Annotated in this window: 14 protein-coding genes and 2 pseudogenes; 7 read left to right on the top strand and 9 right to left on the bottom strand. The window is 72.8% G+C overall.

Going from position 1 to position 17,877, the window contains the following annotated elements; all coding sequences use genetic code 11:
* Nucleotides 1–50: 50 nt before the first annotated feature.
* A complete protein-coding gene (locus ACIQNU_RS36345) occupies nucleotides 51–1,109 on the top strand; it encodes a DMT family transporter (RefSeq protein ID WP_401374682.1) in 1,059 nt (352 codons plus the stop codon).
* A gap of 313 nt (nucleotides 1,110–1,422) precedes the next feature.
* On the opposite strand, the gene ACIQNU_RS36340 is transcribed toward ACIQNU_RS36345, so the two are convergent.
* The 7 genes from ACIQNU_RS36340 to ACIQNU_RS36310 all read right to left on the bottom strand — a co-directional run bounded on the left by ACIQNU_RS36340 (nucleotide 1,423) and on the right by ACIQNU_RS36310 (nucleotide 10,730).
* Nucleotides 1,423–2,523 (bottom strand): Zn-dependent alcohol dehydrogenase, encoded by a 1,101-nt coding sequence (locus ACIQNU_RS36340; RefSeq protein ID WP_401374679.1) that lies wholly within the window; start codon nucleotides 2,521–2,523, stop codon nucleotides 1,423–1,425.
* 32 nt (nucleotides 2,524–2,555) lie between these two features.
* On the bottom strand, nucleotides 2,556–3,944 hold the full coding sequence (locus ACIQNU_RS36335; RefSeq protein WP_401374677.1) for an aldehyde dehydrogenase family protein: 1,389 nt from the start codon (nucleotides 3,942–3,944) through the stop codon (nucleotides 2,556–2,558).
* Nucleotides 3,941–5,314 (bottom strand): MFS transporter, encoded by a 1,374-nt coding sequence (locus ACIQNU_RS36330; protein WP_401374674.1) that lies wholly within the window; start codon nucleotides 5,312–5,314, stop codon nucleotides 3,941–3,943. The genes ACIQNU_RS36335 and ACIQNU_RS36330 overlap by 4 nt, the downstream gene beginning before the upstream one ends.
* Nucleotides 5,315–5,317: 3 nt before the next feature.
* Entirely contained in the window at nucleotides 5,318–6,811 is a 1,494-nt protein-coding gene (locus ACIQNU_RS36325; protein ID WP_401374671.1) for a CitMHS family transporter, read from the bottom strand.
* A gap of 122 nt (nucleotides 6,812–6,933) precedes the next feature.
* Nucleotides 6,934–9,258, bottom strand: coding sequence for a molybdopterin oxidoreductase family protein (locus ACIQNU_RS36320; protein ID WP_401374669.1), 2,325 nt, complete (start codon nucleotides 9,256–9,258; stop codon nucleotides 6,934–6,936).
* Nucleotides 9,259–9,351: 93 nt separating this feature from the next.
* Nucleotides 9,352–10,017, bottom strand: a complete 666-nt coding sequence (locus tag ACIQNU_RS36315; protein ID WP_401374666.1) for a TetR family transcriptional regulator — start codon at nucleotides 10,015–10,017, stop codon at nucleotides 9,352–9,354.
* A gap of 173 nt (nucleotides 10,018–10,190) precedes the next feature.
* Nucleotides 10,191–10,730, bottom strand: coding sequence for a hypothetical protein (locus tag ACIQNU_RS36310; protein ID WP_401374665.1), 540 nt, complete (start codon nucleotides 10,728–10,730; stop codon nucleotides 10,191–10,193).
* 106 nt (nucleotides 10,731–10,836) lie between these two features.
* Between ACIQNU_RS36310 and hmgA the strand changes: the two genes are divergently transcribed.
* The 3 genes from hmgA (at nucleotide 10,837) to ACIQNU_RS36295 (ending at nucleotide 14,266) form a co-directional block, all read left to right on the top strand.
* Nucleotides 10,837–12,165, top strand: coding sequence for a homogentisate 1,2-dioxygenase (gene hmgA / locus ACIQNU_RS36305; protein ID WP_401374662.1), 1,329 nt, complete (start codon nucleotides 10,837–10,839; stop codon nucleotides 12,163–12,165).
* 65 nt (nucleotides 12,166–12,230) lie between these two features.
* Nucleotides 12,231–12,980 (top strand): GntR family transcriptional regulator, encoded by a 750-nt coding sequence (locus tag ACIQNU_RS36300; protein ID WP_401374661.1) that lies wholly within the window; start codon nucleotides 12,231–12,233, stop codon nucleotides 12,978–12,980.
* Nucleotides 12,981–13,042: 62 nt separating this feature from the next.
* Nucleotides 13,043–14,266 (top strand): type ISP restriction/modification enzyme, encoded by a 1,224-nt coding sequence (locus tag ACIQNU_RS36295; protein WP_401374658.1) that lies wholly within the window; start codon nucleotides 13,043–13,045, stop codon nucleotides 14,264–14,266.
* A 66-nt stretch (nucleotides 14,267–14,332) separates the two neighbouring features.
* Here the strand turns inward: ACIQNU_RS36295 and ACIQNU_RS36290 are convergent, their stop codons facing one another.
* Nucleotides 14,333–15,037, bottom strand: a complete 705-nt coding sequence (locus ACIQNU_RS36290; protein WP_401374655.1) for a TetR/AcrR family transcriptional regulator — start codon at nucleotides 15,035–15,037, stop codon at nucleotides 14,333–14,335.
* A gap of 63 nt (nucleotides 15,038–15,100) precedes the next feature.
* On the opposite strand from ACIQNU_RS36290, the gene ACIQNU_RS36285 reads away from it, so the two are divergent.
* The 3 genes and pseudogenes from ACIQNU_RS36285 to ACIQNU_RS36275 form a co-directional block, all read left to right on the top strand.
* On the top strand, nucleotides 15,101–16,075 hold the full coding sequence (locus ACIQNU_RS36285; protein WP_401374653.1) for an ATP-binding cassette domain-containing protein: 975 nt from the start codon (nucleotides 15,101–15,103) through the stop codon (nucleotides 16,073–16,075).
* A pseudogene (locus tag ACIQNU_RS36280) lies at nucleotides 16,072–16,461 on the top strand (ABC transporter permease); the annotation flags it as partial. The gene ACIQNU_RS36285 and the pseudogene ACIQNU_RS36280, both read left to right, overlap by 4 nt.
* A 186-nt stretch (nucleotides 16,462–16,647) precedes the next feature.
* Nucleotides 16,648–17,058: pseudogene (locus ACIQNU_RS36275) on the top strand (ABC transporter permease); the annotation flags it as partial.
* A 225-nt stretch (nucleotides 17,059–17,283) separates the two neighbouring features.
* Here ACIQNU_RS36275 and ACIQNU_RS36270 read toward each other — a convergent pair.
* On the bottom strand, nucleotides 17,284–17,553 hold the full coding sequence (locus ACIQNU_RS36270) for a hypothetical protein (RefSeq protein ID WP_401374651.1): 270 nt from the start codon (nucleotides 17,551–17,553) through the stop codon (nucleotides 17,284–17,286).
* Nucleotides 17,554–17,877 lie beyond the last annotated feature (324 nt).

The raw sequence follows: 17,877 nt of genomic DNA, 5'->3' as shown, positions 1-17,877 counted from the left end.
CCGCGATATTGCGGTGACCGCCGAAGCGTCCAGGTCATAGCCTCGCGCCCATGACCGACCCCGCATCCCGGATCGCACCGGAATCCGACACGACGCCCGGCGCGACACCTCACGCACCTGGCGCGGTCTCCACCCCCGCACCCGACCAGGCACCCGCGTCGAGCCGCCGCTCACGGCGGCTGGCCACGGGCGCCGCCGCCGTCACCGTCGTGCTGTGGGCCTCCGCGTTCGTGGCGATCCGCAGTGCGGGCGAGGCGTACGCGCCCGGGGCCCTCGCACTCGGACGGCTGCTCGCCGGGGCCGTGGCCCTCGGCGCGCTGTGCCTGATACGCCGGGAGGGGTGGCCGTCGCGCGCGGCCTGGCCGGGGATCGCGGTCTCCGGGCTGCTCTGGTTCGGCTTCTACATGGTCGCCCTCAACTGGGGCGAGCAGGAGGTCGACGCGGGCACGGCCGCGCTCCTGGTGAACATCGGCCCGATCCTGATGGCGCTGCTCGCGTCCCGGGTCCTCGGTGACCCGCTGCCGCCGAGGCTCCTCGCCGGCATGGGGGTGTCCTTCGCGGGCGCGATCCTCGTCGGGATCTCGATGTCGGGCTCCGGCGGCTCGTCCGTACTCGGGGTCGCCCTCTGCCTGCTCGCGGCGGTCGGGTACGCCTGCGGGGTGGTGGCGCAGAAGCCCGCCCTCGGCCATGGCAGTGCTCTCCAGGTGACGACGTTCGGCTGTCTGGTGGGCGCGGTCGCCTGTCTGCCGTTCGCGGGGCAGTTGGTACGGGACGCCGCCCACGCGCCGGTCTCCGCGACGCTCAACATGGTCTATCTGGGTGTGTTCCCGACCGCCCTCGCCTTCACGACCTGGGCGTACGCGCTGGCCCGGACCACGGCGAGCCGGATGGGCGCCACGACGTACGCGGTGCCGGCGGTGGTGGTGCTGATGTCGTGGGCGGTGCTTGATGAGGTGCCGGGGGTGTTGACGCTTGGCGGGGGTGTGTTGTGTCTTGCCGGTGTGGCGGTGTCCCGTTCACGTCGCTCGCCGTCGGGCCCTGCGGGCGGCTCCCGGGGGCGCCGCCCCCGGACCCCGGTGTCCCTTGTCCTCAAACGCCGGACGGGCTGAAGACTGTCCTCAAACGCCGGACAGGCTGAAAAACGTCCTCAAACGCCGGACGGGCTGAATTTTTCGCCGTCGAGCCACAGCCGAGATCGCGACCACTGAGCCACAGCTGAAATGCGTGACGGCGAACCACAGCCGAGAAGTGCGGCGCCAAGCCACAACCGAGAAGCGTGGCGCCGGGCCACAGCCGAAAAGCGCGGCCCGGAGCCACAACCGAAAGGCACGCCACCGAACCACAACCGAGAAGCGTGGCGCCGGGCTACAGCCGAGAGGCGCCCCGCCCCGCCACAGCCAAGAACCGCCCCGCCCCGCCGGACTACAACTCTGCCTGGTCGAAGCGGACCAGTGCCCTCCCGCCCCTCCCCGCCACCATGTTCTCGAACGCCCCCGGGATGTCCTCCAGTCCGATGTGTTCCGTCACCAATGTGCTCAAGTCCAGCCGGCCCGCCCTGATGTGCCCGGCCAGTACCGGAAGGTCCTTCTCCGGGTCGCTGTTGCCGTAGACGCAGCCGGACAGGGTGCGGCCCCAGTGGAAGATCTCCAGGGCGTTGAAGGTGACCTGCTCGTCCTTGCCGCCGATACCTACGACCGTGGTCCTGCCGCCGCGCCGGGTGGAGTCCCAGGCGGTACGGATGGTCGTCGCGCGCCCCACGCACTCGACGGCGACGTCGGCTCCCTGGCCGCCGGTCAGGGCGCGGATCTCCTTCGCGGTGGCCGGTGAGGCGACGACGTACTCGGTGGCCCCGGCCCGCCGTGCCAGGGTCTCCTTCTCCGGGGTGACGTCCACGGCGACGACGGTGGACGCGCCCGCGATCCGGGCCGCCTGGAGCGCCGCGAGGCCGACACCGCCGACCCCGAACACGGCGACCGACTCGCCCTCGCGGACCTGCGCGGCGTGGTGGACGGCTCCGTATCCGGTGAGGACCGCGCAGCCGAGGAGGGCGGCCTCGGCGAGCGGGACGCCGTCGGGTACGGGCAGGACGCAGGAGGCGGCGACGACGGTCTCCTCGGCGAACGCGGCGACGTTCAGACCGGGGTGGAGGTCCGTACCGGCGGCCGTTCGGGCGTAGACCGCGCCGGCACCGGTGAGGGCGTCGGCGCACAGCCAGACCTCGCCGCGTGCGCAGGCGGGGCAACGGCCGCAGGAGGGCGCCCAGTTGAGGACGACCCCGTCGCCGGGCGCGACATGGGTGACGCCCTCGCCAGTGGCGACGACGGTTCCGGCGCCCTCGTGGCCGAGGACGGCGGGGACCGGGACGCGCAGGGTGCCGTTCATCAGGGACAGGTCGGAGTGGCAGACCCCGGCGGCGGCGAGACGGACCCTGACCTGGCCGGGGCCCGGCTCGGGCAGGTCGATCTCCGTGATCTCCAGGGGAGATCCGACGGCGGGCAGAACGGCGGCGCGGACCACGGTCATTACTCCTTGAGTGCGGTACGGGGTGCTCGGGTTCAGAACTGGAGCGACTTCGTCTGGAGGTATTCGCTCAGACCGTGCGCCCCGAGTTCCCGTCCCACGCCGGACTGCTTGTACCCGCCGAACGGTGCCAGCGGGTTGAAGCGCCCGCCGTTGATGTCGACCTGCCCGGTGTCCATGCGCCGCGCGAAGGCGACCGCCTCGGCGTCGTCGGCGGCCCAGACGGCGCCCGCGAGGCCGTAGACGGTGCCGTTGGCGATGCGCAGGGCGTCGTCCTCGTCCTCGTAGGCGAGGAGCGACAGGACAGGCCCGAAGATCTCCTCCTGGGCGATCGTCATCCCGGGCGTGACGTCCGCGAAGACGGTGGGGCTGACGTAGTAGCCGCGCGCGCGGGGCGCGTCGGGGCCGCCCGCGACCAGACGGGCGCCCTCCGCGAGCCCGGTACGGATGTAGCCGCGGACGCGTTCGTGCTGGCGGGCGTTGACGACGGGCCCGATCCGGTCGCCGTACTTCACGGCGGCCGTCGCGGCGAGTGCGACGGCCTCCTCGTACCGGTCCCGGTGGATCAGCATGCGGGTCCAGGCGCTGCACGTCTGGCCGGAGTTGGACATGACGTTCGCCACGCCGACATTGACCGCCTTGGCGAGGTCGGCGCTCGGCAGGACGACGTTCGCGGACTTGCCGCCGAGTTCGAGGGCCACCCGCTTGACGGCCGCGCCCGCCACGGCGCCGATCCGGCGGCCGACGGCGGTGGAGCCGGTGAAGGAGACGAGGTCGACGCCCGGGTGTTCGGCGAGCGCCTGCCCGGCGACCGGGCCGAGCCCCGTGACGAGGTTGAACACACCCGCGGGTACGCCCGCCTCATGGACGGCCTCGGCGAAGAGCTGGGCGGTGAGCGGGGTGTCCTCGGCGGGCTTCAGGACGACCGTGCAGCCGGCGGCGAGCGCGGGGGCGACCTTGGCGACGATCTGGTGCAGCGGGTAGTTCCAGGGCGTGATCGCGCCGACCACACCGACCGGTTCGAGGAAGACGGTCGAGTTGCCGATCCGCTCCTCGAAGGCGTGGGTCGCGGCGAGGTCCGCGTAGGAACCGGCGACCAGCAGGGGGGCGCCCACGTGGACGGCGCGCGAGAAGGACAGCGGTGAGCCCAGCTCCGCCGTGACTGTCTCGGCGATCTCCTCCTGGCGGGCGGCGAGCGTGTCGCGCAGGGCGGTGAGCCGGGCCGCGCGCTCGGCGGGCGGGGTGGCGGCCCAGCCGGGGAAGGCGGCGCGGGCGGCCCGTACGGCGGTGTCGACGTCCAGGGCGTTACCGGCCGGGACCCGGCCGATCTCCTCCTCGTCGGCCGGGTTCACGACCGTGATCGTGCCGGTGCCCTCCGCCGGGCGCCACGCTCCGTCGATGTACAGGCCGTCATGGACCTTCATGGCGTTTCCTCCCGGGCGTGCGGCTCGCGTGCACCCCCCAAACTAGCGCTGTTAGTTTCCGGGGCGCCAGGGGGTCCCTGCGCCCCCGGCGGACCTTGGCGTGTTCCGGCGGGTGAAAGTGGTGAAGGGGGTTCCTGCCCCGTACCGCCTGTCCGTATGCCGAGACAGGCCGCCGCGAACAGCAGCGCCCCGAGCATCGCGAAGGGGGCGGCCGTCCCGGCGACGCCCGCGACGAGTCCGGCCGACGCGGGCGCGGCGACCTGTCCGAGCCGGTTGCCGGTGAGGCGCAGCGCGAGGGCGGTGGAACGGGCGTCGGCGGGGGCCGCGCGGACGACGGTCGTCATGGACAGCGGCTGGCCGACGCCGAGGCAGAAGCCGAGCACGGCGAGCATCAGGGCGAGCGCCCACACGGGCACCGGCAGCGCGATGCCGACGCACAGCAGGCCCGCGAGCAGACAGGTCGTCACGAGCAGCGCGGTACGGCCGACGAGCCGGATCATCGGGGTCATCACCAGTCGGCAGGCGACGGTCGCGGCGGCCCGCAGACTGAGCAGCAGCCCCACGACGGCCGGGGTGATGCCCCGGTGTTCGCCGACGACCGGGAGGTACGCGGTGAGGATGTCGGTCGCCGACAGCACGGCGAGGCTGATGAAGATGCCGCCGGGCACACCCCGGGCGCGCAGGATACGCAGGACGGGGACCCGGTCGGGGGCGCTCCCCCGACCGCGCCGACCGGGTGGTGTCCGGTGCTCGATGCGCCACAGCGCCGTGAACGCCACCGCGCAGACCCCGGCCGACACGAGGAGCGCGAGCGCGCTGGTACGCGCCATGGCTCCCGCGTGCTCGGAGATCAGCAGCCCGGCCGCGACGGGTCCGACGAGCTGGCCGAGCGAGGCGCCGATCGTGAAGTGGCCGAAGTTGCGGTCCTGTTCGGCCGGTGCGGACTGCCGGGCGACGATCGACTGGGCGCCGATCACGAAGCTGAGGTGCCCGATCCCCATCAGTCCGCTCCACACCGCGAGCGCGGGCAGCGAGCCCGCCGTACCGCTGAGCGCGCAGCCACCGGAGATCAGGACCACCCCGGCGGGCAGCAGCGGCGCGCACCGGCCGTGGTCGGTACGGCGGCCCAGCGGGACGGCGGCGAACAGCGGGAGCAGCGCGTACACGCCGGCGATGACACCGATGGCGCGTTCGTCCGCGCCGAGCGACAGGGCCCGGTAGGAGACGGCGGGCCGCGCCATCGACACCGCCCCCTGCGCGAAGCTGAAGGCGATGACGAGACGGAGCAGCCAGCGCCGGTTGCCACCGGGCCCTGATATGCCGCCTGTTGTGCCGTCCGATGTGCCGTCCTTACGAGACGGAAAGGTCATGGCTCAGAGGATGCCGAAGAGGAATCCGGCGCCGAGCACCACCAGCGAGGTGAGCGCGGCCCATTTGACGGTGAACCTGGTGTGGTCGCCGAATTCGACCTTCGCCATGCCGACGAGGACGTAGACGGCGGGCACCAGCGGGCTCGACATGTGCAGCGGCTGGCCGATCAGGGACGCGCGGGCGATCTCCAGCGAGGAGACCCCGTGGGCGTTACCGGCTTCGGCGAGCACCGGCAGGATGCCGAAGTAGAAGCCGTCGTTGGACATGAAGTACGTGAACGGGATGGACAGGACACCGGTCGCGAGCGCCATGTGCGGGCCCATCCAGTCCGGGATGCCGGAAACGACGGCCTTGGCCATGTGGTCGACCATGCCGGTGCCCTGGAGGACGCCGGTGAAGACGGCGGCGGCGAAGACCATGCCGGAGACGTTGAGGACGTTCTCGGCGTGCGCGGCGATCCGGGCCTTCTGGTCGGGCATGTGCGGGAAGTTGACCGTCAGCGCGAGGGCGGCGCCGAGGATGAACAGCACCGGGATCGGCAGCCACTCCATGATCATCGCGGTCAGGAGGGTCACCGTGAGGAGCGCGTTGAACCAGTACAGCTTGGGGCGCAGGGTGGGGCGGTTCGGGTCGAGGACGTCGAAGTTCCGGTCCGGGGAGTCGTCCTCGCCGGAGCCCTTGCCGGAGCCCTTGCCGGAGTTGGTGTCGGAGTCGGCGTCCGTCCCGCCACCCGCCGAGCCGGTACCTGCCGCACCACTCGCACCACCGGCGGAACCCTTGCCACCGGCCCCGACCAGCACCTTCTCGCCGACGCCGACGCCGGCACCCGCCGTCACGGAGTCCGTCACGGTGTCCGTCTCGATGATCTCGTCCAGGGACAGGTACCCGAGCCGCTTGCGCTCGCGGCGGCCGAGGACGTACGAGAGGGCGAAGACGGCGAGGAGGCCGACGCCGAGCGCGGGGATCATCGGGACGAAGATGTCGCTGGCGTCGAGCTTCAGCGCGGTGGCCGCGCGGGCCGTCGGGCCGCCCCACGGAAGGGTGTTCATCACGCCGTTCGCGGTCGCGGCGACACCGGTCATCACGACCAGGCTCATCTTCAGGCGCTTGTACAGCGGGTACATCGCCGAGACGGTGATCATGAAGGTGGTCGAGCCGTCGCCGTCGAGCGAGACGATCGCGGCGAGCACGGCCGTACCGACGACGATCCGCACCGGGTCCGCCTTGGCGAAGCGGAGGATGAGCCGCACGATCGGGTCGAAGAGCCCGACGTCGATCATGACGCCGAAGTAGACGATCGCGAACATGAGCATCGCGGCGGTGGGCGCGAGCGCGCCGATGCCGTCGATGACGTAGTCGCCGAGGTGCGCCCCCTTCCCCACGAACACACAGAACAGTGCGGGGATCAGAACCAGCGCCGCGATCGGCGACACCTTCTTCATCATGATCAGGACCAGGAAGGTCGCGATCATGGCGAAGCCGAGGATAGTCAGCATGAGTGGATACCTAACGTTCGCCCTTGAACTCCCACCAGGGCCGGCGGTCAGCGAGACGTTAGGGCCCGCATCTCAGCGTTAACAAGATGTTGACACGCGAGCAATAAGCGCAAAACTCCAGGTCACAGGGTTGTGATGGTCGGCGCGGTCGCCGCCGTGACCTCCACGGGGATGCCGTTGAGCACGGCGGTGCCCGACAGCGGGTCCAGCAGGGTGCCGTCGAGTAGCTGGTTCACGTTGACCCCGGGGTCGGCGGCGGCGACCCGCAGCCGGGTGCCCGGCCGGTGGTGGCCCCAGCCGTGCGGCAGGCTCACGACGCCGGGCCGTACGGACGCGGTGACCTCGGCGGGCGCCTCGACCTCTCCCCCGGCGCCCTTGATCCGGACCGGGGCGCCGTCCGTGACCCCGAGCCGGTCGGCGTCGGCGGGGTGGATCTGGAGAGTGCAGCGGTTGGAACCGCCCCTCAGGGCAGGCACGTTGTGCATCCAGCTGTTGTTGGAGCGCAGATGGCGGCGGCCGACAAGGACGAGCCCGCCCGTCCTGTCGGTCCCCTCTCTCCCCTCTCGCAGGGCGCGGGCCAGCCGGGGAAGGTCGCCCGCGAGCGGCGCGGGCAGCAGCTCGATCCGGCCGCTGCGGGTCTTCAGCGGCTGCGGCAGGCGGGGGCGCAGCGGGCCGAGGTCCACCCCGTGCGGGTGCGCGAGGAGCCGGTCCAGGCCGAGCCCGCCGGGCCGGGCGCCGAAGCCGTCGCCGTACGGGCCCAGGCGCAGCATCATGTCGAGGCGCCGCTCGGGCCCCGACGCGCCGGTGAGCAGCGCGGCCAGTTCCTTCGGATCGCGGCCGTGCACCGGTCCGTGCGGGTCCGCGACGGCCTTGCCGAGCGTGCTGTCGACGGCGAGGGCGTCCACGGCGGACGGATCGGCGCCGTGCATCCCGGACGCGGCGAGGATCAGCCGGGCGTGGATCTCCGTCTCGTCCATCGCGCCCGGGTCGAGCGGGACGGCGGCGGGCGTGTAGCGGGCCTGGTTGCGCACCGCGAACATGTTGAACGCGAAGTCGTAGTGCGCGCTGCGTGAGGGCGGCGGCGGGGGCAGCACCACGTGCGCGTGGCGCGAGGTCTCGTTCAGGTACGGGTCGACGCTGACCATGAAGTCGAGGGATTCCAGGGCCCGGTCGAGACGGTCTCCGTCCGGCGCGGACAGCACCGGGTTGGCGGCGATCGCGATCACGGCGCGGATCGGCCCGTCGGTGAGGGCGCCGGGTCCGCCCTCGCCCGGGGTGTCGATCTCCTCGGCGAGCGCGGCGAGCGGCAGTTCGCCCTTGGCCTCCGGGTGGCCACCGGCCCGGGAACGCCAGCGGCCGAGCGCGAACCCCTTGCCGGGCCCGGCGGGCCGGGGTGCCTTGTCGGTCGCCGACTGCGGGAACAGGGCGCCGCCGGGGCGGTCGAGGTTGCCGGTGAGGATGTTCAGGACGTCGACCAGCCAGCTCGCGAGGGTGCCGAAGGAGACGGTGCTGCTGCCGATCCGGCCGTACACGGCGGCGGTCGGCGCGGCGGCCAGCTCCCTGGCCAGCTCCCGGATGGTGCCGGCCGGCACGTCGCAGGCGCCGGTGACCGCCTCGGGCGTGAACTCCCGTACGGCGGACCGCAGTTCGTCGAGCCCTTCCACCTGGTCGGTGAGGGCGCCGAGAGCGGTCAGCTTCTCCTCGAACAGGACCTGCGCCATGGCGGCGAGCAGCAGCGCGTCGGTGCCGGGGCGGATCGCGAGATGGCGGTCGGCGAGCCTGGCCGTACGGGTGCGGCGCGGATCGACCACGGTCAGCGTGCCGCCCCGGGCGCGCAGGGCCTTGAGCTTGCCGGGGAAGTCGGGCGCGGTGCACAGACTGCCGTTGGACTCCACCGGGTTGGCGCCCAGAAGCAGCAGATGGTCGGTGTGGTCCAGATCCGGTACGGGGATGGCGTGCGCGTCGCCGAAGAGGAGTCCGCTGGAGACGTGCTTGGGCATCTGGTCGACCGTACTGGCCGTGAACAGGCTGCGGGTGCCGAGTGCGGCGAGCAGCAGCGGCGGGTAGAGGGCGCCCGCCATGGTGTGCACGTTCGGATTGCCGAGGACGACACCGACCGCGTGCGGCCCGTACGCGTCCACGACACCCCGCAGCCCGGCGGCGACCGCGTCGAACGCCTCCTCCCAGGTGGCCTCGCGCAGGACCCCGTCCCGGCGCACCAAGGGTCCGGTCAGCCGGTCCGGGTCGCCGTCGACCGTCCCGAAGGACGCGCCCTTCGGGCAGATGAAGCCGCGGCTGAACACGTCGTCACGGTCCCCGCGCGCACCGGTGACCCTGGTCCCCTCGATGGTGAGCGTGAGCCCGCAGGTGGCTTCACAGAGGGGGCAGATGCGGGGTGCGGTGCGGACGGAGTCGGCGGTACGGGCGGCTTCCGGTGCTGCTGGCATGGGCACTCCCGGGTGCGGCGGCGGCAGCGCTGACGCGCCGGTCGTCCGAGCATACCGAGCGGTATGCCCCTGCGGGAGGTGCCGACCGGCTCCTCAGTCGAGGGTCCGCGCCACATACGCCCGCAGCAGCGCCCTCGTCTCCTCGATGATCCGCTCGTCGCCTGCCGGGTCCATCCGGAACGCGAGCCGGACCAGCGCGTCGGCGGACTCGACGGCGACCAGGAAGGTGAGCTTCAGCGACGGGTCGGGCGTGCGCCCGAGGTGTCCGGCCAGGAGTTCCGCGAGGCGGTCGGCGACCCGGGTGTTGGGGACCGCGTCGGGCGCTCCGACGGGGATCTGGTTGCCGAAGTCGACCAGCGCGAATCCGGCGACCGTCCGCTTCATGGCCAGGTACTCGTCGAGCACGGCGTCCACGACTCCGCGCCAGTCCCCGGCGGGGATCGCGGCCGTCCGCAGGGTGACGCGCTCGGCGTAGTGCCGGAGGTTGCGTTCGGCGAGGGCGGCGGCCATCGCGCGCTTGTTGTCGAAGAAGCGGTACACCGACCCGATCGGCACGCCCGCGCGCTGCGCCACGCTCCGGGTGCTCAACTCGTCGAAGCCGACCTCGTCCAGCAGATCCGCGCAGGCGTCGAGGATCCGGCTGAGCCGCTCTGCGCTGCGCTGCTGGACGGGGGCGCGGCGCAGCGGGGTGACGCGGGGGTCCGGGCCGCCGGTGGGGGTCGGGCCGGACAGCGGGGTCTCGTCGGGCTCGGTCTTCATGGTGCCTTTCTCGCGGAAGGGGACGGGGCTCCGCACGGACGGAGGGCGGGTTGTTCCGTACGGAAGGACTCAAGGACGGAAGGGGAGAGGGTGCCTCACGGAAGTGGACGGGCGGCGAACCGTGGGTGTTCGGGCGCGCACCCGGGGTCGCGTCACGAGGGACCGGCGCCCGGTCACGGAGTCTCCCGGGGCTCGACCGTGAGGTCGGCGGTGCCCTCGACCGGTTTGCCCTTGACCGCCCACACCGTGCCGTCGTCCGCGTAGAGCCGCGCGGTGAGGGCGTGCGTACCCCGCGAGAGACGGGAGCCCGGCAGGTGGAAGTCGGGGCCGCGCAGCCGGTCGAGCGGGCGGCCGTCCAGGAAGAGGAGCACATAGCCGCGTCCGGGAACGGCGACGGGGGCGGTGCCCGGCGGCGCGAACCGGAAGCGGTGGACGGTCAGCCGGACGCGCCAGCCGTCGTCGGAGGCGTCGGGGCGTACGGCCATACCGATCGCGGGCGCCTCGTCCTCGTCGATCTCGCGGTACCGGCGCCCCTGCTCGTCGGTGTCGTCGAGGAGCTTGCCGACCGGGGTCACCAAGGGGGTGGAGTCGGGCGCCGGGTCGTCGGTGCCGCCGCCGCAGGCGACCGCCGTGGTCACCACCATGCCCGCGAGCAGGGCGCGAATCGCGAGGCCGGGTCCGCGTGCGGTACGTGATCGCCGAGGTGTCGCCATGCCCGGAGAGTAGAGGACCGCTCACCTTCACGGCGCCCCTTGCGCCAGGAAAAACCGAATCCTATGGTGAAGCATAGGAATGCTGGCGAGGGGACGAGGAGCGACGATGAGCGGCGAGGACACCCGGAAGACCGCCGAGGGCCTGACCTACCTCTCGGGGTTCGGGAACGAGCACAGCACCGAGGCGGTACCGGGAGCGCTCCCGCACGGCCGCAACTCGCCGCAGCGCGCCCCGCTCGGGCTCTACGCGGAGCAGCTGAGCGGCACCGCGTTCACCGAGCCCCGGGCACAGAACCGCCGCTCATGGCTGTACCGGATCCGCCCCTCGGCGGCACACCCGGCGTTCGTCCGCACGGACAACGGCGCGCTGCGCACCGCGCCCTTCACCGAGACCACTCCGGACCCGAACCGGCTGCGCTGGGACCCGCTGCCCGAGCCGCCCGCCGGTACGGACTTCCTGGCGGGCCTGTGGACGCTCGGCGGGAACGGCGACGCGGCGCAGCGCGGCGGCATGGCGGTGCACCTCTACCACGCGACCGCGTCCATGACGGACCGCGTCTTCAGCGACGCCGACGGCGAGTTGCTGATCGTGCCCGAGCGGGGCGGGCTGCTGCTCCGCACCGAGCTGGGCCTGCTCGCGGCGCGCCCCGGCGAGGTCGCGCTGGTCCCGCGCGGTGTCCGCTTCCGGGTCGAACTGCTGGACGGTGCCGCGCGCGGCTATGTCTGCGAGAACTACGGGCAGCCGTTCCAGCTCCCGGAGCGCGGCCCGATCGGCGCCAACGGTCTGGCGAACGCCCGGGACTTCCGGGCGCCCGTGGCCGCGTACGAGGAGACCGAGGGCCCGGTCGAGGTCGTCAACAAGTTCTGCGGCAACCTCTGGACCGCGACCTACGACCACTCCCCGCTCGACGTGGTCGCCTGGCACGGCAACCTCACGCCGTACGTGTACGACCTGCACACCTTCAATGTCATCGGCTCGATCAGCTACGACCATCCGGACCCGTCGATCTTCACGGTCCTGACCTCGCCTTCGGACACCCCGGGTCTCGCGGGCGCCGACTTCGTGGTGTTCGCGCCGCGCTGGCTGGTCGGCGAGAACACCTTCCGGCCGCCCTACTTCCACCGGAACGTGATGAGCGAGTACATGGGCCTGATCGAGGGCGCGTACGACGCGAAGACCGCGGGCAAGGGCGGCTTCGTGCCGGGCGGCGGCTCCCTGCACAACATGATGTCGGCGCACGGTCCGGACCGGGACACCTTCGAGAAGGCGAGCGCCGCCGAGCTGCGCCCGCAGCGGATCGACGACGGGCTCGCCTTCATGTTCGAGACCCGCTGGCCGGTCGTGGCGACCGCGCAGGCGGCCGGGGCGGACCATCTTCAGCCGCGTTACGACGATGTGTGGCAAGGTCTGGAGCGCCATTTCAGGCAGGCGTAGCGCGGGGGCGCGAGCCGGGCGCGTACCGGGTGGGGGCGTGCCGAGGAACCGATCCGGGAGATGTCGTGACCGCTTTCGCACCGGACTCGATCGTCCTGAATCGAAAACTGCCGCTGTGGTACCAGGTGTCGCAGTCGCTGCGCGCCTCGATACTGGGGCGTTCGCCCGAGGCCCCGCTGCGGCTGCCCACCGAGGAGCAGTTGGCGGGGCACTACGGGGTGAGTGTGCTGACCATGCGGCAGGCGCTCAAGGAGCTGGAGGACGAGGGTCTGATCACCCGGCACCGGCGCCGGGGCACCTTCATCGAGCCCGCGGTGCGGCGCGGGGCGCCGGTGCGGTTGCTCGGGTCGGTCGACGCGATCGTGGCGCAGCAGTCGGGGATGGTGACCCGGCTGCTCGACCAGGGGACGGTGCCGGTGCCGCCCGAACTCGCGGAGCACTTCCCGGACGTGACCGAGGTGGCGATGTACCACCGGCTGCGCAGTGACGAGAAGACCGGCGAGCCGACCAACCACGCCCGCAACCTCGTGCGCCCCGAGATCGCGGCGCGCGTCGACCCGGCGGATCTCGAACGCTGGCCGATGACGAAGGTCCTGCGGGATGTCGTCGGTGTCCGGATCAGCCGGATCACGGACACCGTCGAGGCCCGCCTCGCCGACCCCGAGACGGCCCGCCTCCTCGAAGTCCCGCTGCTGAGCCCGATCCTGCACTACACGGGCGTCACGTACGACGAGGACGGCCGCGCCCTGGACGTCGCGGTGATCCACTACCGGGGCGACCGCTTCTCGTTCACGGTCACCCTCGACGCCCACTGACCGGGCCGACGCCCACCGACCGGGCACCGGCCCACTTCGGCGCATGCGGGGCACGTCGTACGATGCCGGGCGTGACGCACGACGACGCCCCGCTGCTCGCGGACCTCATGCCGTGGTCCGTCGCAGCGCCACGGCCGGGCCGGGGCTGGCCCATCGCCCCCGACCCCGCGTCCCTGAAGGCCCGCTGGGACGCGCTGATGAAGGCCGAAGGGCCGGACCGTGAGGCGCTGTTCGGGGTGACCCGGTCCCGCACCCCGCACTCCGCCGTCGCCCAACTCCCGGGCCAGACCACCGGAACGGGTCGCATCTCCCGCGAGTCGGGGCCCTGCGCCGAACCCGTACGGGTGCTGTACGGGCCGTTCGACGAGCAGTGGCTCATCCCCGATCACCGGCTGATCGACGCGGCACGCCCCGAGTTGTGGCGGGTCGCGGACGCGCACCAGGTCTTCGCCGTCGAGCAGCCGGGCGCCCCCGACGCGACCGGCCCGGTCCTGCTCGTCTCGTCGCTGCTGCCGCTCGCCGCCCCGCAGCCGAAGCCGGCCCCCGGCCGCGCCCCGGCGCCCCGCACCGGACGGGTCCGGCCGCTGTTCCGGCGGCCCGGCGGCGCCGAACCGAATCTGGCGCCGGGCCTCATCGACCACCTCGCCGGACGCCTGGGCCACTCCCCCGCGCCGCTCGATCTGCTGGCGTGGATCGTGGCCGCGGCCCGGCCGGGCCCCGACGGCTGTGCCGTACCGCTCACCGGGGACGCCGACGCGTGGGCCCGGGGCATCGCGGCGGGGCACCGGATGCTGCGGCTGATGCGGCGCGGCGACGGGGAGCGGCCGAAGCTGCCGGGCGGGCGGCGCCCGTACGTCCGCGCCCCGCTGCCCGCCCGCCCCGTCGAACTCCTTTACGACCGCGACGAGGAGGCCCTACTCCTCGGCGAGGGCCGGATCGCGCCGGTGCCCGCCGACGCGTGGGACTTCCAGGTGGGCGGGGTCCGGGTCGTCGAGGCGTGGTTCGCGCGGCGCGTGGAGCCGGCCGGACCGGGCACCCTCGAAGCGATCCGCCCGGCGGCCTGGCCGCAGCCCTGGACCTCGGACCTGCTGGAACTCGTCACGGTCCTGGCCCTGCTCGCCGAACTCGAAGCCGTCCGGCCGGAACTGGCGGACCCGTCCGCACCCGTGACCCGAACAGAGCTGCGCCGCACGGGCGTCGTCCCGCCCCCGGACGCGGCCCGCCGCCCGGCCTCGGTCCTGGACCACCCGGAAGAGGGACCCGAGGGGCAGTTCGCGCTGCTGTAGGCGGCGGCCTGGAGGCCGCCGATGTAACCCCCGTGGACCTCCCGTGGACCTCCGGTGGACTTCTGGCTACGCGAACCCGTCCACGACCCGGTGCAGCATCCGTTCGAACACCGCGTCCAGGTCGGTGGAGCCCGCGTCCTGGGTGAAGGCGGCGGCCAGCCGCGGATAGGCGCCGGTCGCCAGCCGGCTGCCCAGATAGGCGGCGCGCGCCGCGCTCTCCTCGGCCTCGGACCAGGCCAGGGACCGCACGCGCTCTCCCGCGGCGAGTTCGCTGGACACATACGTCGTCACCGCGCCGGTGACCATGGCGAAGAGTTCCACCTTCGTGCCCGGCGGCGCGTCGAGCGGGTCGAGGCAGGTCAGACAGTGCTCCAGGAAGTCCAAGGCGTGCGGGCTGAAGCCGTAGACCGGTGACATCAGCCGGGGCATCCAGGGGTGGCGGTGCATCAGGGCCCGCATCTGGTGGGCCATGCCGATCAGATCGGCGCGCCAGTCCCCGGTCGGCGCCGTGAGGTCGTACTCCGCGCTGACGGCGTCGACCATCAGCTCGTACAGATCCTCCTTGCGCGGCACGTAGTTGTAGAGCGACATGGTGCCGCAGCCCAGTTCGGCGGCGACCCGGCGCATCGACACCGCGTCGATCCCGCCCTCGTCGGCGATCCGCACCGCCGCCGCGGCGATGTCCGCACGGCTGTAGGCGGGCCGGGGCCCCCGCCCCGTGCGCTCGGCACGGGCCCAGATCACTTCGGGTACGCCCTTGCGCCCTGCCATCTGTCGATCACCTCGCCACCATCGTAGTTACGTACGTCGTACGTAGTCAGCTATGCTCACCCCATGACTACTACGTACGCTGTACTTAGTGAAGGACTGGAGAAGCGGTTCCGTTCCCGTGGCGGGACCGTGCACGCGCTGCGCGGGCTGGATCTCGCGGTCGCCGACGGGTCGGTCTGCGGGCTGCTCGGGCCGAACGGCGCGGGCAAGACCACGGTGGTGCGGGTCCTGGCGACGCTGCTGCGGCCCGACGCGGGCTCGGCGCGGGTCGCGGGGCACGATCTGGTGCGGGCGCCGCACGCGGTCCGCGCGGCGATCGGCGTGACCGGCCAGTACGCCTCGGTGGACGGCGATCTCACGGGCCGCGAGAATCTGCGGCTGTTCGCCCGGCTGCGCCGGGTGCGGGGCGCGGCGGGCCGGGCCCGCGCCGACGATCTGCTCGACCGCTTCGGCCTGGCGGACGCGGCGGACCGTCCGGTCTCGGGCTGGTCGGGGGGGATGCGCCGCCGGCTCGATCTGGCCGCGAGCCTGATCACGCCGCCTGCGGTGCTGTTCCTGGACGAGCCGACGACGGGTCTCGACCCGGCGAGCCGCAACCAGATCTGGCGGGCGGTGCGCGATCTGGCGGCGGACGGGACGACGGTGCTGCTGACGACGCAGTACCTGGAGGAGGCGGACCGGCTCGCGGACACCGTCGTCGTGGTGGACCGGGGCCGCGTGGCGCACCAGGGCAGCCCCGCCGAGCTGAAGGCGCTCGTCGGCGCGTACGCCGAGGTGGTCGTCGCGCACGCGGACGCGCTGGTCCCGGCCGCCGGGGTGCTCGACCGGCTGACCGGCACGGAACCGGTCCTGGACCGGGAGCGGTACACGGTGGGCGCCACCACCACCGATCCGACGCTGACGCTGCCCCGGCTGGTGCGTGAACTGGACGCCGCGGGTGTGCCGTTGCTCGACGCGAGCCTGCGCCCGCCGACCCTCGACGACGCCTTCCTCCGGCTGACCGGACGGACGGCCGACCGGAAGGACCTGGTGGCATGAGCCTCACGACCGGCGGGACGTCTCTCGCGTACGACGGCGCCGCGGTACTCGGCCGGCATCTGCGGCGGGTCCGGCACAACCCGGGGCTGCTGATCCTCACGCAGACGATGCCGATCACGATGCTGCTGTTCTTCGGCTATGTCTTCGGCAGCACGCTCGCCGTGCCGGGGCAGGAGTACCGGTCGTTCCTGGTGCCGGGCCTGCTGGTGGCGACGGCGGCGAACGGCGTGATGTCGGGCATGTTCCAGGCCGCCCAGGACTCCCACCGGGGTGTCATGGACCGGTTCCGCTCGCTGCCGATGAGCCGCGCGGCGGTGCCGCTCGGTCAGGTGGCGTCGGATCTGCTGCTGACGGCGGCCGGTCTGGTCCCGCTGATGCTGGTGGGTCTAGGGCCTGTCCGGCGGATCATGTCGGAGACGCGGGGTCTGGCACGCACATCTGTGGCGTTGTCGTCGGTTGCCGACGCGCCGCGTCGCCGCCCTCCTCCGCCTTGCATCTGCACGCACCAGACCCCGCTCACCGGCGCCGGAAAGCTCCGTTGCATTCCTCCGACCTGATCCGCCGGACAGGCCCTAGCGGTGGGCTGGCGGATCGAGGGAGACGCGCTCGGCGCGCTGGGCGCCGTGGGCCTGTTGCTGCTGCTGCGGGTGGCGACCTGCTGGATCGGGGTGTTCCTGGGGCTGCTGACGCGCAGTGAGGAGGCGGCGGGGCAGCTCGGCGGGGCGACGTTCGTCCTGCCGCTGCTGTCGAACGCGTACATCCCGACGGACAATCTGCCGGGCGGGCTGCGCACGGTCGCGGAGTGGAATCCGATCAGCGCGGTGGCGACGGCGGTACGGGAGCTGTTCGGCAACGCGACGGTGCCGGAGGGCGCCGCCTGGCCGGTGGCGCATCCGGTGGCGGGCTCACTCGCGTGGTGCGGGGTGCTGCTGGTGGTGTTCGTGCCGCTCGCGGTGCGGCGCTGCGCGAGGGCGGAGGGGTGAATCGGGTGGCGGCGGGGTGACGCGGTGGGGAGGCCGGGTCGGGTGCCGTCGGGTGCGGGGGCGCCGGGCGCGTTGGTGCCGTCGGTCGGGGTGCCGGGGGCGGGTGCGGCGGAGGGAGGGGCGTCGGGGCCGGGGTTCGCTCGGCCGTTCCGGGGCGGCGCCGCGTGCCGTGGGGATGACGGTCGCGTAAGTGCGCGGCGTCGCGCCGGGACGGTCCGCCGCGCCTCAGCGCCCGCCGAAGAGCGAGCGGCGCAGGCGGCGCAGCGGTGCGAAGAGCGAGACGCGTCGCACGCGCGCGCCCCTGCTGCTGCGGTCGTGCGCCACGTCACGCGACGTGAGTTCACGCATCAGCGAGGTCGCCTCCGCCGTCTCCCGCTGGGCGACCGGCGGACCGCCGAGCACCGCGAGATGGCGGTCGAGGCGCGAGCTGGTCGCACTGCTCCCACACGTGATCGCAGGGACACGAGCCCTGCTGCGCACCGTTATCTGTTCCATGTCACTCCCCACCCGTACGAGGGCACCCGGCCCAGGGCAGGTTAACCCTATCGCCCCCTCGTGACACTCGTGTATCCCGCCTTCAGGATTCACCTTCCCGGTAAGGGTGTTGACCGACACCCTCCGAATCCACCTGAATTCAGGGCGAGTTGGACAGATCGCCGCACGGAATGACCGGATGGCAGCGAAGCGCAACCATCTGGCCATCTCGTCCGGATCGGACGACCTGTCCGCCGCGTCCGCCGTCCTCGATGACCGCCGACAGGGCGGCAATCGCGCCGGATTGAGCTAGTTTTGTGAACAGTTCGCACCGTCGCGGAGGGG

Source organism: Streptomyces sp. NPDC091292, from assembly GCF_044757265.1.
Lineage (GTDB): Bacteria > Actinomycetota > Actinomycetes > Streptomycetales > Streptomycetaceae > Streptomyces.
This window is presented reverse-complemented; position numbering and strand designations above follow the sequence as displayed.

Coding starts and splice junctions, on each gene's coding strand:
- ACIQNU_RS36345 (WP_401374682.1), top strand. CDS start 51: ATGACCGACCCCGCATCCCGGATCGCACCGGAATCCGACACGACGCCC.
- ACIQNU_RS36340 (WP_401374679.1), bottom strand. CDS start 2,523: ATGACCGTGGTCCGCGCCGCCGTTCTGCCCGCCGTCGGATCTCCCCTG.
- ACIQNU_RS36335 (WP_401374677.1), bottom strand. CDS start 3,944: ATGAAGGTCCATGACGGCCTGTACATCGACGGAGCGTGGCGCCCGGCG.
- ACIQNU_RS36330 (WP_401374674.1), bottom strand. CDS start 5,314: ATGACCTTTCCGTCTCGTAAGGACGGCACATCGGACGGCACAACAGGC.
- ACIQNU_RS36325 (WP_401374671.1), bottom strand. CDS start 6,811: ATGCTGACTATCCTCGGCTTCGCCATGATCGCGACCTTCCTGGTCCTG.
- ACIQNU_RS36320 (WP_401374669.1), bottom strand. CDS start 9,258: ATGCCAGCAGCACCGGAAGCCGCCCGTACCGCCGACTCCGTCCGCACC.
- ACIQNU_RS36315 (WP_401374666.1), bottom strand. CDS start 10,017: ATGAAGACCGAGCCCGACGAGACCCCGCTGTCCGGCCCGACCCCCACC.
- ACIQNU_RS36310 (WP_401374665.1), bottom strand. CDS start 10,730: ATGGCGACACCTCGGCGATCACGTACCGCACGCGGACCCGGCCTCGCG.
- hmgA (WP_401374662.1), top strand. CDS start 10,837: ATGAGCGGCGAGGACACCCGGAAGACCGCCGAGGGCCTGACCTACCTC.
- ACIQNU_RS36295 (WP_401374658.1), top strand. CDS start 13,043: ATGCCGGGCGTGACGCACGACGACGCCCCGCTGCTCGCGGACCTCATG.
- ACIQNU_RS36290 (WP_401374655.1), bottom strand. CDS start 15,037: ATGGCAGGGCGCAAGGGCGTACCCGAAGTGATCTGGGCCCGTGCCGAG.
- ACIQNU_RS36285 (WP_401374653.1), top strand. CDS start 15,101: ATGACTACTACGTACGCTGTACTTAGTGAAGGACTGGAGAAGCGGTTC.
- ACIQNU_RS36270 (WP_401374651.1), bottom strand. CDS start 17,553: ATGGAACAGATAACGGTGCGCAGCAGGGCTCGTGTCCCTGCGATCACG.